This is a genomic window from Nocardia sp. NBC_01503 (assembly GCF_036327755.1).
Lineage (GTDB): Bacteria > Actinomycetota > Actinomycetes > Mycobacteriales > Mycobacteriaceae > Nocardia.
The window spans coordinates 4643860-4658928 of record NZ_CP109596.1; the positions used below are offsets into that span (position 1 = coordinate 4643860).

Genomic DNA, 15069 nt, shown 5'->3' on the forward strand with positions numbered 1-15069 from the left:
CTCAACGGTGCGCGCTCCGGGCCGTATGGTGGGCCGGGTGCGTAACCGACACTGGAAAGCTATGGCGGCCATCTGCGGTGCACTACTGATCGCGGCAGGGGGAACGGGGGCCGCCGCGACGCCCGTGCGGCCCAAGACGGAATGGCCTGCGCTGCCGGTCTTTCCGATCGCCGAGCGGACGGTGGTGCTCGATCCCGGCCACAACGGCGGTACGGCGGGGCACCTCGATGAGATCAATGCGCAGGTCCCGGACGGGCGCGGCGGTATGAAGGCGTGCAATACCACCGGCACCAATGCCAATGACGGCTACTCCGAGCACGAATTCACCTTCGACGTGGCGCTGCGCATGCGGGATCTGCTCAGCGCGCGCGGGATTCACGTGGTCATGAGCCGCGACAATGACAATGGCTTCGGCCCCTGTGTCGACGAGCGCGGGACGCTCGGGCAGCGGGTCGGTGCGGCGGCCGTGGTCTCCATTCACGCCGATGGCGCGCCCGCGGGTGCGCACGGCTTCCACGTGGCCTACTCCTCGCCCGCGGTGAATGATTCGCAGGGTGAGCCGTCCAACCGGTTGGCGACCACGCTGCGCGACGGGTTGGTCGGCGCGGGCTTCACCACCTCCACCTATATCGGCTCGAACGGTATGAATCCGCGCGCCGATCTGGCCGGGCTCAATCTCGCCGAGCGACCGGCGGCCCTGGTGGAATGCGGCAATATGCGCGATCCGGACGATGCCGCAATGCTCGAATCCCCGGATGGCCGTGCCCGATTGGCGACGGCCCTCACCAACGCCGTCCTGGCGTATCTCGGCTGACTCGAGGCTCCTTCCCGGCTAGCACAACGGCCCGGGCGACTCGCGGCGCGGGGTGTGTCCGCGCCCGGTTCGCCCTGAGTACATTGGCCACGACTATTCGGCGAAATCCGGGAAACCGGACAACGGGTTCCGGGGAGGACTCTCTTGACCACGACCCAGGTGCGGCCACGCTCGCGATTCGCGGCCTGGCTGCTGGAGGACGCGGGGGAGCAACACTCCCAAATACCCGGACCCATGGCCAAACGCGCGCCCAAGGAACATCAGCATTCCTGGTGGAAGGTGATGTGCCTGACCGGTGTCGACTACTTCTCGACGCTGGGCTATCAGCCCGGTATCGCGGCGTTGGCCGCGGGCGTGCTGTCACCGCTGGCCACGCTGGTGCTGGTGGCGCTGACCCTGCTGGGCGCGCTACCGGTGTATCGCCGGGTCGCCAAGGAGAGTCCGCACGGCGGCGGTTCGATCGCCATGCTCGCCAAATTCCTGCCGAACTGGTGGGGCAAGATTCTGATTCTGGTGCTGCTCGGCTTCGCGGCGACCGACTTCACGATCACCATGACGCTCTCGGCGGCCGACGGTGCGGCGCATATCGTCGAGAATCCGCTGATGCCCGATGCGCTGCACGGGCACAACATGCTCATCACGCTGGTACTGCTGGCCTTGCTGGCGGCGGTGTTCCTCAAGGGGTTCAGTGAGGCGATCAGCATCGCGGTGGTGCTGGTCGGGGTCTACCTATCGCTGAATCTGGTTGTCGCCGTGGTCGGTGTGGTGCGGGTGATCACGCACGGATCCATGGTGACCGACTGGACGCACGCGCTGACCACGCAGCACGGCAGTCCGATCGCCATGATCGGCGTCGCGCTGCTGGTGTTCCCGAAACTCGCGCTGGGCATGTCCGGATTCGAGACCGGTGTGGCGGTCATGCCGCAGATCAAGGGCTGTCCGGAGGACACCGAGGAGTATCCGCGCATGCGGATCGTCGGCGCGCGCAAGCTGCTCAGCACCGCCGCGTTGATCATGAGCGGCTTCCTCATCGTGTCGAGCCTCATCACCACCATTCTGATTCCGGAGGACGCGTTCAAGGACGGTGGCCCGGCCAATGGTCGCGCGCTGGCATATCTGGCGCATGAGCGTCTGGGCAATGCCTTCGGCACCGTCTACGACATCAGCACCATCGCCATCCTGTGGTTCGCGGGTGCGTCGGCCATGGCGGGCCTGCTGAATCTGGTGCCGCGGTATCTGCCGCGCTTCGGTATGGCCCCGGAGTGGGCGCGCCAGATCCGGCCGCTGGTACTGGTTTTCGCCGCGGTGTCCTTCGGCATCACCTGGTACTTCGATGCCAGCGTCGACGCACAGGGCGCGGCGTACGCGACCGGTGTGCTCGTGCTCATCACCTCCGCCGCGGTCGCGGTGACGCTGTCGGCGGCCCGCCAGCAGCAGCGGTCGCGGGTGATCGGTTTCAGCGTGGTGACGCTGATCCTGATCTACACCACCATCGACAATGTGATCGAGAAGCCCGAGGGCGCGCAGTTGGCCCTGCTCTTCGTCATCGCGGTCCTGGTGGTCTCCTTCGCCTCCCGCTTCCGCCGCGCCTTCGAATTGCGTGCTGTCACAGTCACCTTCGATGAGAAGGCGGCCGCAATGATCGACTCGCTGGCCGCGCGCGGTGAGGTCCGCATCGTCACCCACGAGATCGACAAGCGCGAGCCCGAGGAGTACGCGGAGAAGGAAGCCGATCAGCGCCGGGAAAGCCATATCCCCGAGGAGGAGCCGATCCTGTTCCTCGAGGTGATCGTCAAGGACCCTTCGGAATTCAGCACCGAACTACTCGTCACCGATGTGGAGATCGACAAGTACCACATCCTCTCGGTCGAGGCCGCCGCCGTTCCGAACTGCATCGCGGCCATCCTGCTGGCCATTCGCGATCGCACCGGCGCACCGCCGCACGTCTATTTCGAATGGACCGAAGGCAATCCGCTCATGAACCTGCTCCGCTTCATGTTCTTCGGTGAAGGCGAAGTTGCCCCGGTGACCCGCGAAATCCTGCGCCGCGCCGTGCCCCGCCGCTCCCAGCGCCCGCACGTGCACGTGGACAGCTGAGTTCAGCGCGGTTGGTTGGTCTCCTCGCGGAAGATGCGCAGGCCCTCACCGATTTTGCCCGCGGCGTTCTCGAGCTGTTCGGGGGTCATGTACTTCCCGAAGGCGGCGGCGTCGAGCAGTTGGCGCCGCACCTGCTCGAGGTTCATCGTCGCCCAGTCGCGGCGAGACAGTTCCGGCATGGGACGGGAGATTACCTCGAGTCGAACCTTTGTTCGATACCGAGCGGTCTTTCGTCCGGATCAGTCGCGGAGGGACTCGATGCGCTGGCGTAGGTGATCGAGGAGCTTGTCCGCATCATCGAATTCGGCGGGGTCGATCGGGGCGCCGAAGTGGATGGTCACCTGCTGGCGGCGGTCGAACGTGGGTCCGTCACCACGGAAGTGGCGGATGGGGAGCACTCGGTTCGTGCCGGTCGTTCCCATCGGAATCGCCGGTCCAGGAGCGCGAAACCGGGCAACTACGCACCCGCGCTGGCGGATGATTGCTTGCACCGAACACGGCGTCCACGAGAGAGCGAGGCGGAATGTCGTTCGCGGCACTCCCTGCGACCGCGGCCTGGTCGCACCGGGATACACGATCGGGCTTCGAGGTCGTCTACTTCGAACGGCTCGGCGATGGCGGCCTTCGAATAGACGGCTGCACCACCGCGCTCGACGAGGACGGCACCTGGTTCGTCGAATACAGCATTACGGTCGCCGCGGATTGGCATACCCGGGCGGCGCGGGTGACCGGGCGATCGTTGTCCGGACGCCGCGAGGTCGTGCTCGAATCCACCGGGATCGGGCATTGGCTGGTGGATGGGAAACCCGCGCAACGGCTCAACGGATGTCTCGATGTGGATCTGGAGTCCTCGGCATTGACGAATGCGCTGCCGATCCAGCGGATGGATCCACCCGTCGGTACCCGGGTCGCTACGCCCGCCGTTTACATTCGCGCCGGCGACCTCTCGGTGCACCGGCTCGAACAGCAGTATCAGCGCACCGCGGACGCCAATGGTCATTACCGCTTCGAATACCTCGCTCCGGCCTTCGACTTCACCAGCCAATTGATCTACGACGAGGCCGGATTGGTGCTGGAATACCCGGGAATCGCGACTCGGGCGGGTTGATTTCGAGGTTGATGTCGAGAACCGTCGATCGGCTCCGTCCCCGGGGCAGAGAGCGGATGGACCGCTCGACATCGACGAAGGAGCGACCGCCATGGAACAGAGCCAGATCACCGAGATCCTGAACCGTCCGAACAGTCAGGAGCTGCTGGCCCGCGACCTCACCCGCCTGGCGTACGTCGCCACCGACGGCACACCGCGCAGTATCCCCATCGCATTCGCCTGGAACGGTTCGGAGCTCGTGCTGTGCACCTCCAAGAACGCACCGAAACTGCATGCGCTGCGCAAGAATCCGATGGTCGCCCTCACCATCGACACCGAGGTGCACCCGCCCAAGATCCTGCTCGTTCGCGGACGCGTCGAACTGGATGTGGTCGACGGGATCCCGGACGAGTACCTCCAGATCAACGGCAGCTATGAGATGACGGCCGAGCAGCGGGTGGAGTGGGAGGCCGAGGTGCGTTCGCTCTACGACGGCATGGTGCGCATTGTCGTCACCCCGACCTGGGTGAAGCTCATCGACTTCGAGGAGACCCTGCCGTCGGCGGTCGAGGAGCTGGTCCGGGAGCGGGCCGAACGCCAGCACGCCTGAGGTGATGTCGTCAAGGTCGGCGTGCCCGGGCCAGGCATTGGATGGCCCGGAGTCTGCCGTCGGTGAGGGCGGTGGTGAGATTCTTCAGCTTCTCGGGGAAATTGGGGTTGAAGACGTGCAGGCCGAGGGGGTTGGGCGGCATGGCCAGGATGGCCCGCATGGTGGTGGCGGCCTCCTCGGTGCGGTCGTTCCACTGATCGATCTCGAAACCGGATTCGGTGATGAGGGAACGCAATTGGTTCGAGTCGACGAGATGGCTGAGGTCCGGGTCGTCGGCCCAGGGGAGGGGGTAGTCGGGGGCCGCGAGGTCTCCGGTGGTGATATCCCAGATAGCCAGCTGCCCACCGTCTTTCAGGACGCGGTGGGCCTCCCCGTAGAGGCGTTGTTTGTCGGCGATGTTCATTTGCACGTGCTGGCTGAAGATGACGTCGTAGCCGGCGTCGGCGAGGGGGAGTGCGGTGACATCGCCCTGGTGGACGGTGATTCGATCATCAAGTCCGACAAGGTGGTTGAGCCAGCGGGAGGTGTCGCAGTAGTCCTCGGTGAGGTCCACCGCGGTCACTCGGCATTCGAATCGGTCGGCGAGATACCTTGCTGTGCCGCCGATTCCGCTTCCCGCGTCGAGGACTTCGGTGTCCGGGGTGATACCGGTGAGGTCGGCGAGTTGGATGGTGGCGAAGCGGCCCATGGTGTGGAAGTCCTCGACCAGCATCAGGTCTGCCGGTCGCAGGTCGTTCAGGTCTTTACCCGCTGCGGCTAGGGCTGCTTCGATACTGCGTCGGGAGTTTCCGGTCGAGTACTGAACCAGCTTGTCGCCCAAGTGTTCTCCGCGCCAGAAGGTCGATTCACCCGAGAACCTGGGCTGTGCGGGTCGGGGATGCTGTTGCATGCGGTCGAATCTGTCCAGTCGATGCATCGGCGCCAATGGCCGAGGTATCCCGGCATGCCCGAGCCGAGCTCGCCGCGCAAATGCGGCGCGGAGTCGACGCGGCCCCCGAGCCGCTGACCCGGCTGGGTGCGGTCGGCACGGCCTACGTCAATTTCGCGCTGTCGCAGCCCGGACTGTTCCGCACCGCATTCAATTCGCATCCGGTCGCGAGTGCCGAAAAGGCGGATGCCCCAACCACTCTCGAAGATCAAGAACCATACGAGATCCTCGGCGAGGTTTTGGACGAGGCGCAATCCGCCGGTCTGCTGGACCCGAATCGCAGGCCGGGTGCCGCGATCGCCGCCTGGTCGGCCGTGCACGGGCTGGCGGGCTTGCTGCTCGACGGCCCCTTGCCGACCACGCGGGCCGAAGTCGATTTCGCGCTCGCTCAGGTCCTCGAACTCGTGGCGCGCGGCCTATTGCGGCTACCGCCCGAATAGCCGGGCTCCTTCACGACCGGCGCGAAGTGAGGGCCGGGGCCACCCAGGTCGTCAGATAAGCGCGTAGCTCTTCACCACTGCGCGGCGGGCGGCCCGGGTCGATGACGAAGGATTGCACAATCCGCAGCATGTGTTCGACGAGTTGGTCCAGGTCGTCTATTCCGGCGGCGGCCCAGTCGACGGAGTAGCGGTCCAGCATCGAACGGCCGAATTCGAAAGCGGTGTCCGAGGTTACGCCCGCGGAGAAGGCGCTCGCGCGGCCCGGGGCCAGGAGCAGACCGAGGTATTTCTCGTGGGGCAGCCGCTCCAGGGTGTAGGCGATCCCCTCCACGACAGCCGTTGCCGGATCACGGATTTCGCTCAGATGTGCGGCCAGGACATCGAGGAAGTGGCCGGTCTGCGCGATCGAGGTCGCGGTCAAAAGCGCTTCCACACTGGGGAAGTAGCGGTAGACGGTCTGCCGGGTGACCCCCAGATCGCGCGCGACCTCGGCGATGCCGAAGTCGCTGCCCGAGCGGTCGATCGCGCGGCGAGCGGCGGCCAGAATCCGGTCGACGGCTTCCTCATCGTCCGTGGGCGCGGCCCCCGACCAGCCATGCGTGCGCACCGAATCACTCCTTCACCTACAACGGTCGCCGCCGAGGTTACCTTTCACCCTTGACCATACACCTGTGCCTAGATGTATGGTCTGACAATGACGACCATCCCGCCGCGCCCCAAACAACTCGACTCACCCGTCCTGCCGAAAATCTTCAAATACGCTGGCAGAGCCCAAGTCTGGGTCTACCGCCGCACCGGCGGCCGCATCGGCGGCAAATGGCGCATCGGCGCGGGTTTCCGCAAACCGGTACCCACCCTGCTGCTGGAGCACCGCGGCCGGAAATCCGGCACCACCCACACCACCCCACTGCTCTACATCACCGACGGCGCCGACACCATAATCGTCGCCTCACAGGGCGGCCTCCCCAAAAATCCCCAGTGGTACAACAACCTTCGTGCCAACCCCGACACCCGAATCCAAATCGGCCGCGACATCCGCGAAGTCCACGCGATCACCGCGGACCCACAACAACGCGCCCGCCTCTGGCCCCACCTAGTCGACGCCTACGCCGACTTCGACACCTACCAGGCGTGGGCCGACCGCGAAATCCCGGTCGTAATCCTGCGCCCGCGCAACTCCTCCAACTGAGCGCACATAACCCCCACCGGTGCTGATTCCGCGCATGCCGCTGTTTCGGTGACACCAGTTCGAGCGCCCGAACCGTCTGATCGGATCCGCTCCGCGAGTAGCGTGAATTCATGGGCCCACGTATCGGCGAAGTCAGTGCGCGCGGACGGCTCGCGGAGCCCGCGGAAGGCATCAGCGAGGCGGAACTCGCGCTCGCGGCACGTAATCACGGGCTGCCCTTGGAGGCGTTGCGCTACGACGTGACCCCGCCGGGCCTGCACTACGTGCTCACGCACTACGACATTCCGCTCACCGACGAGGCCGATTGGCAACTCGTCATCGACGGAGCGGTCCGTTCACCCCTGACCTTCGGAGTTCCGGAGCTGCGCGCCTTCGCCGCCGAAACCCATCGCGTCACCATGGAATGCGCGGGCAATGGTCGTGCCCGTCTGACACCCCGCCCCATCAGCCAACCGTGGCTGGTCGAGGCGGTCGGCACCGCGGACTGGACCGGAGTCCCGCTGCGAGTGCTTCTGCGCGAAGCCGGTCTCACCCCCGAAGCAGTCGACATCGTCTTCACCGGAGCCGACCACGGCATCGAACGCGGCATAGAACAGGACTACCAACGCAGCCTGCCCGCCGCCCTGGCGCTCGGCGACGATCCGCCGATCCTCGTGGCCTACGAAATGAACGGCCACCCCCTCCCGCCTCAACACGGCTCCCCGATCCGCCTGATCGTCCCCGGGTGGTACGGCATGGCAAGCGTGAAATGGCTCCACACCATCACCGCAATCACCCTGCCCTTCAACGGTTTCCAACAGGATGTCGCCTACCGCCTCCGTCAAAATGCCACCGACCGAGGCACCCCCGTAACCCGCATCGCCCCGAGATCCCTACTCCAACCCCCGGGCTTCCCCGACTTCATGAGCCGCGACCGGGTCGTACCTCCCGGCCCCGTCCGAATCGAAGGCCGCGCCTGGACCGGCAATCCCCCTCTCGCCCAAGTGGAATTCAGCCCGGACGGCGGCCTCACCTGGTCCGCTGCGGAACTCGCGGCCCCGGACCCCAACCACCCCTGGTCCTGGCGTCGCTGGCACGCCACGTGGACCGCCACCCCGGGCACCCACACCCTGTGCAGCCGAGCCACCGACCACACCGGCGCATCCCAGCCGATCGAACAAGCTTGGAATCGTGGCGGATTCGCCAATAACGCCACCCAGCAGGTCATCGTGCACTGCGTCGAAGCCGATGAATAAGCGGCTGTAGTTCGCGCGGGGATTGTCGGACGCCGGGCTGGGTCCGGTCTCGATGGACAGTGGACCATGTCCGTTTCTGATCTTGTAAGGTGATCAATCGAGGCATACACCTACTCGGGGGAATCATCTTGGAACACAAGGGTTTACGGCGGCACATCCTGGCCATCGCGGCAGTCTCGATGGTCGCCACCGCTGTTGCGGGCGTCGCGGACGCCAGCCCCGACGCACCGGCGGATCCGGCAGTCTCGATCAATCTGCCCGCACCGACCGGGCCAGATCCGGTTGGACTCACCGAAGTGCATCTCATCGATGCCAGTCGCCCAGATCCCTGGGATCCCAGCCACCGCCGCGAACTGATGGTGCAGATCTGGTACCCGGCCGATGACGCCGGGACCGCGCCCACGGCGCCGTGGATGTTGCCGGGCACCCGAGAAGAACTCGGCCTATTGCTCACCCAGAGTGGTGTCGCTCCCGGCAGTTGGGCGCTCGCGCCCAGCCACAGCCGCGGCGACGCGCAGGCTCGAACCGGCAGCGGGCGGTTCCCGATCCTGCTGAATTCGCCGGGACTGGACGACACCACCGGGTTGAACACCGCCCAAGCCGAGGACCTCGCCAGCCACGGTTACATCGTGGTCGCGATCAACCACACGCACGAGTCATTCGCCGTGCAATTCCCCGACGGGCGCACCGAACGCAGTGCGGTGCCATTGGATTCGCCGATGAACGTCCTATCCGACCAGTTGCTCCCCACTCGAGTGGCCGATGCGCGATTCGTTCTGGACCAGCTCACCGCCGCGGCCAGCCATTCGGATACGAGTCCCGCGCTACCGCAACACCTCGCCGACGATCTGGACCTGACGAAGGTCGGCATGTTCGGCCATTCGCTCGGCGGGACGACCACCGCGCAAACCATGCACGACGACTCGCGGATCGCCGCCGGGGTGAATCTGGACGGGCCGATCCTCGGCTCCGTCGCCACCGACGGTCTCGATCGCCCACTGCTGATGTTCGCCTCCGACACCTCGCCCTGGTTCGGAAACCCAGGCTGGGAACCGAATTGGGCAACCAACACCGGAGTGAAGCTGCCCCTGCGCATCGCGGGCACCCGCCACATGTCCTTCACCGACGCCCAGGTGATCGTGGCCCAGCTGGTCGCAGCGGGCCTGGTGAGCACAGACCTGAGCAACCAAACGGTCGGCCCGATCGACGCAACCCGCTCGGTCGACCTCCAGCGCTCGTACCTACTGGCCTACTTCGACGCCGTCTTCGGCCGCAGCGATATGAATCCGATGGAGACCATCAAACGACTCGCACAGCCCGAGATGCTTCCGCATTAGGCGTGTTTCGAGGCGGGCGATGGGGTGATGGCGGGAGCGTCAACCCTCGTCCGGACGGCGAGGGCCAAAGCGGGTGGCAGACGCTTCTCGTTCAGGCCGGTCGGTTGAATCGCCGTCCATGACAACGGCGGGGAAGGCATCCCAGTCACTCGGTGCGAGGACCAGCGCCGGGCCGGTCGGGTTCTTGGAATCCCGCACACCAACCTCGCCGCCCGCGAGCCAAGCAACCTCCACGCACTCCGAAGTCCCCTGGCTGTAGCTGCTTTTGAACCAAGTGGCTCCGGCAAGATCCTTATTAACGGCTGATACTCCTTCGCGATCGTTCGCAGCAGCGCCCGGCTGTCCACCGGGCTCAGCGCAACGTCGTGCAATTCGGAATGCTGACGCGGTTCGGCGGCCAGGATTCAGATCGACTCCTCTTCAACAGTGCTGAAGGCGGTGTGCGCGGCCAACTAGCGATCGGCAACCGTCCCATCGGAATTCAGCTTCGGTGCGATGGTGCGTACCAGCAGATTGCGAACCTGCTCGACGATCTCAGGCCACTCCGGTGAGGCAGTCAAGGCTTGGATCACCACTGCATTCTGGTCGACATCGGTGCTGAGCGTTGCCAAATCGATCGCCGAGGTGGGTGCGCCCGCTTCGTGGATGAAGGTGCGCACAAGAGCGGTCCCGTCGCCGGCCGGTCCGCCATACCGAATGGCGTAGGGCCTCAAGGAGTGCGATAGCTCCGCTGCGTTTGTGTCACCGGTGAGAATGGCATCGCGCACGATGCTCGCCAGATACCCGCCGTCGGTCTGGTCGGCGGCCAGGTCGGTCACCGTGCGTAACGGTCGAGTAGCGGGGAGTCCGTCCACGCGGTGCCAGTCGCGGCGGTCGAGGTCGGCGACGCGGAAGGCCACGTCGGGGCTGCGGGTATGGCGGCGGCGCGGGACGGTGAACGTATGGGTGTCGGCGTCGAGGTCGCCGAGATTTTGAATAGCCGCCGCTGAACGATGTGAAACCACGCCCACCGTGCCAGCGTGCCAGCCATGTGTCCAGCTGTGCGAGGTCGTATTCGCGGTGGCGCCCGCCGCTGCCTGTGCCCGCGAGGCGCTCGCGGTACTGGGCGTGCGGCGGGAAGTCCTCTTGGTAGGCCCATTCGGTGCGGATGGTGTTCAGGCTCAACTCATGCCGTTGCGCCATTCCTCGCGGGTCACCCACTGTGCCATTGCCTCATTGTGGTCGGCGGGCTGCCGCGGTGGCGCGTCGGCGGGCGCGACCGATCGGAACATGCTGGCGCTCGTCGGGATTCGCGCGTCTGCGCTCCAGTGGAGTGCCCTAATCCTCGTGGTAGTCACTTTCTTCGCGCCCGTCTCGGGTTGTGATGGTGACGAGCGGTCGTTCGCCTGGCTGTGCGCGGACCAACGCCAGTACCAGGCCGTTGTCACCGATCTGCGGATGACAGGATTCGAGCGTCGTCAATACGCGCACCGAGACCGCATCCAATGCTGCCGTTCCGCCGACCGCGTGCCACATGAAGTCGTTGTCGACGCTGGATCGGATATCGCCCGACTGTTGCGCTAACGGCATGGTGGGAAAGTTGGTTTCCAGTCGCCCTTGGGTTGGGATCACTCCGCCGATGATCACACCCGGTTTGAGCCATCGATCACCCTCGCGCAAAATGACGACGATGTACTGCCATTGGTCGGTGTGAACGACCACCGCCACCGCACCGTCTTCCTCGCGGATGACAGATCCCACCACCCGGGCGCTCCCCTCATTCTCCGGCATGACGGAGAGCGCGATCGCGATGGCCGGATGCATCCCACGGCTACTTTCATCCATGGGGGTTAGCATCGCAAACCGATGGTCCCGATAGGAGGACTACGCCGAAGTCTGCCGATGGTTTCAATGTCTCGGTCAGTCGTCGTCGATCAACACTGTATCGGGAGAGAGTTGCTTGGAGTTATCGGCCGGATGTCTGAGCCTCTCCCTCCGATGGCACCGAGGATGACTTCGGTGTAGAAGAATGCAAGTTGCGGGTTGGTCAACGAGCAGGAAGCGGTGTACCACACCTCGGCGTGATTGTTGGCGTCCAGAGTGACCACCTCGTTCGGCTGTGAGGAATGGGTGGTGACTTTTCCATCTTGCAATTTCTTCAATTAGGTGTTGGCGGACAGTATTTCTGGCCGACCGGTGCAGTCGACCGTGAAGCCGTACTGTATGTGAGCTGTGTCGATGGATCTCGGCATTGTTGCAACGCCGCGGCAAACGATCTCACGCAATTCGATGGCATTCGCTGGCACGGTTATTGTTGCTGCTGCTGCTATTGCGGTCAGAGACGTCCCGACAGGAACTATGACACGACGTAAGAGGTTGGTGCTCATGAATTTCCCCATTTGAACTATGCTGGGCGGGGTAAATTGCCCACTTCTACGGTATCTCAATAGGTTCGTCAATCTGATCGATGACGTCAAAATGTTATCGGTAATCCCGGGCGTCACCCGAATTGCTGGGTCCATTTTATAAGTTGCCGGAAAGTGCAGCCTTCATATTTTTAGACCCGATATTCTGTTCTCAGAATCACCGATTGCCTGATCTCAGACGGTTCGCGAGCCTTTCATATTTGAACTGAAAACGCGACTCAACCGCCTGCGTGGGGAGCGCAGGTACTAACCTCGATCTTTCGTGTGGCTGATGTGCCGGCCTGATCGGTTTCGGATTGGTGTTTCGATTGTAGTTTCCGGTTGTGGGGCAGGGCGGCTGGCCCGCGCAGCGGGCTGGCTGTCGGGCTCCACGGGCCCGGAGACTGGTCCTTTCAGGGTTGATGGTGTGGGTCGATGCTGTTCAGGTGGCTGCGAGGCGGTCGTGGGCGGTGGTGAGCAGGGACGTCCGGGGTGCGTGTCGGGCCAGATGTAACCGTGTTCGTCGGGCGTGACGGGCGAGGCGCCCGGCCGTGGAGAACAGCCGTAGCCGAAGGGTTTTCGGCTCCCAGCGGCGTGCGGGATGCTCGTGCAGTGCCAGCAGTTGCAGCCAGGCGGTCAGATCCAGGGCGAGTTCGACGATGGCGCACCAGATCCGGTTGGCGGCGAAGTCGTGGAACGGAAGGTTGCGCAGCCCAGTGTCTTTCGCGTTTCTGATGCGGTCCTCGCAGCGGGCGCGGCGGCGGTGGCGCAATTCGAGGTCCGGGAGCTGGCCGCGGGTGGTGTTGGTGGCGAAGGCGGTCAACCGCAGCCCGTCGAGGTCGGTGAACCGCAGTTGCGCACCCGGGTGCGGTTTTTCCTTGCGGACGATCACCCGCATGCCCGGTGGCCACCCGGACAACCCGATGATCCCGGTGATCTCGGCGACCCACGCCCCGGGCCGCACCTGTCCCTCGGCGTCGTAGGCCGGGGTCCACGCGGAGTTCGGGAGGTAGGCGTCCATGGCGGCGACGACCGATTCGGTGGGACCGAATCCGACCGAGTACTGCAACCGCCGCGCATGGCAGTAGGCCACGAATTCATGGGTGCCGCCACCGGCATCGGTGCGCACCAACACTTTCCGGCCCACTCGATATCCCGGGGCCCACGGCAACTGGCCCAGCGCTGCGGCCAGGACCTTCTTGTGATCGGCGGCGGTGTTCGCCCCGGCGTTACCGGGCCGCAGCAGCATCGCGGCGGGCTCACCGGTGCCGTCGGAACCGTGGTCGATGAACGCGCACAGCGGGTGAAAACCGTAGCCCCGCTTGAATGTTGGGGCGGCGTGTTCTTTGTCGCTGTGCGCGGTCACCAGCGTGGCATCGAGGTCGATGACCAGTGGATGATCAGCGTCGATGTCGTGGTCGGGGGCGCGCTCACCGGCCAGCGACCACGCGGTGGCCCGGGCTCGGGCGCGCGCGGAATCGATGGCGGACAACGCTTTCGGTGCATCCCCGGCCAATAGGGTGATCAACCGCGACACCGTCGGTCCCGAGGCGACCGGCCCGAACACCCCGGGCTCGGCGCGCAGTATCGAAAGATCCGCGACGCAGTCACCACCGATCGCCACCGCGACCGCCAGGTCGAGGAGGATCTTTCCGGGGTCATGGGTGGCCATCGACTTGCGCCACGGCGCGAACGCCGCTGATATTTCGCTGGTCAAACCCAGTTTCTCCGCGGTCCTGAGCAATAGGACCGCCCCGGCCTGGGTCACGATGCCCGATCCTTGGGCGTCGGTGCGCAACCGTGGATACGGCGAGATAGACTGCTTCACCAGAAAGGTGCTCCAAAACCTCGATCAATTCTTCCTTCGCAAGATGAATTATCGCGGGTCAGAGCACCTTTCGCCATTCCTGGGGGACCTCACCAGCAATTAGCGTGATCGGCCGAGGCTAGGTTCGCCGTCGACATCGAACGCCCCGCCGCAGTTGCCACAGTAGATCGGCCCGGCTTCGAACACACTGCGGGAGACACGAATCTTTCGACCGCACTCGCACACGGCGGACATCCCGTTGTTACTGGACTTGCGTCCCCCGCGCCGGTCGGGTTCTCGCCGCCGGTATGCCACGAGGGCGAAGGTCAACTCGTCCAGCTCCTCCTGGTACAGCTCTCCGGTCCGATCCGGCAGCGTGGTGACTGACCATCCGATTTTCGGGTGATTGGCGATGGCGAGCCCGAGCTCCTCGCCAAGGGTTCGGAATCGCTCGTTGTGCCACCTGCCCTGGCGGCTGGTGTCCTTGATCCCTCGCGTCGCTGCCACACCGTGAGCGGCCTCGTGAAGCAGTGTCCCGAGCACGTCAGCTGCGCCGCGTTGCAGTCCTTCGCCACCCACGAACAGTTCGTGGAGTTCGTACTCGCCGCGCACCCACCGGTTCTGCGCGAAGTGCCCGAGCGTGAGTTCACTACTGCCGGTCGATCCGGCCCCGACGGTAAGCACCACCTCGGGCACATCGGGATGACGGAATCGGATTGCCGCCCAAGCTTTCTCCAGCGCGGTGACGAGTAGTCCGGTGATGGTGTCGGAGTCGGTCATGATCCCCGGGTCCTTCCAAGATGCTTTGACACGTACGTGTCAACGGGTGGAGTCCCGACCGAGCGTGGATTCCCTGGGCGCGCGCCGCGCTCTGTCGGGGCAGGCCCTGCGCCTGCCCTCACCGCCTGCCGGGGGCGTCGCAGAGGCTCCGGGCCGAGGAGGAATTTCCCGGCACCCCGCCGTCACTGAATCTGTGGACCGGACGGGGAAATTCGTCCTCGGGCGGGAGGGGCGGCGCCCGTACAATGCGGCGCGCACCCAGGGAATCACCCAGCACAACAACCACTCCAGACCATCCGCCGGACTATCGCCCGCGACTATCCGCACCGGGCACAGCCACCCCCGCGCAACCGGTCACTCC

The 15069-nt window shown here is 65.0% G+C and carries 17 protein-coding genes; 8 read left to right on the forward strand and 9 right to left on the reverse strand.

Translation table 11 applies throughout. The annotated features are described in order from the left end of the window. Positions 1–37 precede the first annotated feature (37 nt). Positions 38–814: an N-acetylmuramoyl-L-alanine amidase gene (locus tag OHB26_RS20905; RefSeq protein WP_330178964.1), complete on the forward strand. Its 777-nt coding sequence runs from the start codon at positions 38–40 to the stop codon at positions 812–814. Positions 815–958: 144 nt separating this feature from the next. Continuing rightward, entirely contained in the window at positions 959–2911 is a 1953-nt protein-coding gene (locus tag OHB26_RS20910; RefSeq protein WP_442942690.1) for an amino acid transporter, read from the forward strand. Positions 2912–2913: 2 nt separating this feature from the next. On the opposite strand, the gene OHB26_RS20915 is transcribed toward OHB26_RS20910, so the two are convergent. Then, positions 2914–3090 (reverse strand): DUF6374 family protein, encoded by a 177-nt coding sequence (locus OHB26_RS20915; RefSeq protein ID WP_330178965.1) that lies wholly within the window; start codon positions 3088–3090, stop codon positions 2914–2916. Positions 3091–3150: 60 nt separating this feature from the next. Beyond that, positions 3151–3333 carry a hypothetical protein gene (locus tag OHB26_RS20920; RefSeq protein ID WP_330178966.1) on the reverse strand — a complete coding sequence of 61 codons (183 nt, stop codon included), beginning with the start codon at positions 3331–3333 and terminating at the stop codon, positions 3151–3153. A 101-nt stretch (positions 3334–3434) separates the two neighbouring features. Between OHB26_RS20920 and OHB26_RS20925 the strand changes: the two genes are divergently transcribed. Beyond that, positions 3435–4019, forward strand: a complete 585-nt coding sequence (locus OHB26_RS20925) for a putative glycolipid-binding domain-containing protein (RefSeq protein WP_330178967.1) — start codon at positions 3435–3437, stop codon at positions 4017–4019. Between the two features lie 91 nt (positions 4020–4110). Then, positions 4111–4608 (forward strand): pyridoxamine 5'-phosphate oxidase family protein, encoded by a 498-nt coding sequence (locus tag OHB26_RS20930; protein ID WP_330178968.1) that lies wholly within the window; start codon positions 4111–4113, stop codon positions 4606–4608. Between the two features lie 10 nt (positions 4609–4618). On the opposite strand, the gene OHB26_RS20935 is transcribed toward OHB26_RS20930, so the two are convergent. Continuing rightward, the gene (locus OHB26_RS20935) at positions 4619–5497 is read right to left on the reverse strand and encodes a class I SAM-dependent methyltransferase (protein ID WP_330178969.1); all 879 of its coding nucleotides are present in this window, start codon (positions 5495–5497) and stop codon (positions 4619–4621) included. Positions 5498–5532: 35 nt separating this feature from the next. Between OHB26_RS20935 and OHB26_RS20940 the strand changes: the two genes are divergently transcribed. Further along, positions 5533–5976, forward strand: a complete 444-nt coding sequence (locus OHB26_RS20940; RefSeq protein ID WP_330178970.1) for a TetR-like C-terminal domain-containing protein — start codon at positions 5533–5535, stop codon at positions 5974–5976. A gap of 10 nt (positions 5977–5986) precedes the next feature. Here OHB26_RS20940 and OHB26_RS20945 read toward each other — a convergent pair whose 3' ends face one another. Then, a complete protein-coding gene (locus OHB26_RS20945) occupies positions 5987–6583 on the reverse strand; it encodes a TetR/AcrR family transcriptional regulator (RefSeq protein ID WP_330178971.1) in 597 nt (198 codons plus the stop codon). Between the two features lie 87 nt (positions 6584–6670). Between OHB26_RS20945 and OHB26_RS20950 the strand changes: the two genes are divergently transcribed. From OHB26_RS20950 to OHB26_RS20960, 3 genes are all read left to right on the forward strand, one after another. Next, positions 6671–7165 (forward strand): nitroreductase family deazaflavin-dependent oxidoreductase, encoded by a 495-nt coding sequence (locus OHB26_RS20950; RefSeq protein WP_330178972.1) that lies wholly within the window; start codon positions 6671–6673, stop codon positions 7163–7165. A 110-nt stretch (positions 7166–7275) separates the two neighbouring features. Continuing rightward, complete coding sequence (locus tag OHB26_RS20955; protein WP_330178973.1) at positions 7276–8400, forward strand: sulfite oxidase; 1125 nt, start codon at positions 7276–7278, stop codon at positions 8398–8400. A gap of 128 nt (positions 8401–8528) precedes the next feature. Then, on the forward strand, positions 8529–9737 hold the full coding sequence (locus OHB26_RS20960) for an alpha/beta hydrolase family protein (protein WP_330178974.1): 1209 nt from the start codon (positions 8529–8531) through the stop codon (positions 9735–9737). A 39-nt stretch (positions 9738–9776) separates the two neighbouring features. On the opposite strand, the gene OHB26_RS39735 is transcribed toward OHB26_RS20960, so the two are convergent. The 5 genes from OHB26_RS39735 to OHB26_RS20985 form a co-directional block, all read right to left on the reverse strand. Continuing rightward, positions 9777–9971 (reverse strand): DUF397 domain-containing protein, encoded by a 195-nt coding sequence (locus tag OHB26_RS39735; protein WP_442942691.1) that lies wholly within the window; start codon positions 9969–9971, stop codon positions 9777–9779. Positions 9972–10189: 218 nt separating this feature from the next. Continuing rightward, positions 10190–10747, reverse strand: coding sequence for a hypothetical protein (locus OHB26_RS20970; protein WP_330178975.1), 558 nt, complete (start codon positions 10745–10747; stop codon positions 10190–10192). Between the two features lie 307 nt (positions 10748–11054). After that, the gene (locus OHB26_RS20975; protein WP_330178976.1) at positions 11055–11540 is read right to left on the reverse strand and encodes a hypothetical protein; all 486 of its coding nucleotides are present in this window, start codon (positions 11538–11540) and stop codon (positions 11055–11057) included. Positions 11541–12563: 1023 nt separating this feature from the next. After that, positions 12564–13949, reverse strand: a complete 1386-nt coding sequence (locus OHB26_RS20980; protein WP_330178977.1) for an IS1380 family transposase — start codon at positions 13947–13949, stop codon at positions 12564–12566. A 99-nt stretch (positions 13950–14048) separates the two neighbouring features. After that, positions 14049–14708 (reverse strand): hypothetical protein, encoded by a 660-nt coding sequence (locus OHB26_RS20985; protein ID WP_330178978.1) that lies wholly within the window; start codon positions 14706–14708, stop codon positions 14049–14051. Positions 14709–15069 lie beyond the last annotated feature (361 nt).

What these genes read in the sequence shown, in the direction of transcription:
- OHB26_RS20915 (WP_330178965.1), bottom strand. Translation starts at nt 3,090, where the DNA reads ATGCCGGAACTGTCTCGCCGCGACTGGGCGACGATGAACCTCGAGCAG.
- OHB26_RS20985 (WP_330178978.1), bottom strand. Translation starts at nt 14,708, where the DNA reads ATGACCGACTCCGACACCATCACCGGACTACTCGTCACCGCGCTGGAG.
- OHB26_RS20975 (WP_330178976.1), bottom strand. Translation starts at nt 11,540, where the DNA reads ATGCATCCGGCCATCGCGATCGCGCTCTCCGTCATGCCGGAGAATGAG.
- OHB26_RS20925 (WP_330178967.1), top strand. Translation starts at nt 3,435, where the DNA reads ATGTCGTTCGCGGCACTCCCTGCGACCGCGGCCTGGTCGCACCGGGAT.
- OHB26_RS20950 (WP_330178972.1), top strand. Translation starts at nt 6,671, where the DNA reads ATGACGACCATCCCGCCGCGCCCCAAACAACTCGACTCACCCGTCCTG.
- OHB26_RS20935 (WP_330178969.1), bottom strand. Translation starts at nt 5,497, where the DNA reads ATGCAACAGCATCCCCGACCCGCACAGCCCAGGTTCTCGGGTGAATCG.
- OHB26_RS20955 (WP_330178973.1), top strand. Translation starts at nt 7,276, where the DNA reads ATGGGCCCACGTATCGGCGAAGTCAGTGCGCGCGGACGGCTCGCGGAG.
- OHB26_RS20920 (WP_330178966.1), bottom strand. Translation starts at nt 3,333, where the DNA reads ATGGGAACGACCGGCACGAACCGAGTGCTCCCCATCCGCCACTTCCGT.
- OHB26_RS20940 (WP_330178970.1), top strand. Translation starts at nt 5,533, where the DNA reads ATGGCCGAGGTATCCCGGCATGCCCGAGCCGAGCTCGCCGCGCAAATG.
- OHB26_RS20930 (WP_330178968.1), top strand. Translation starts at nt 4,111, where the DNA reads ATGGAACAGAGCCAGATCACCGAGATCCTGAACCGTCCGAACAGTCAG.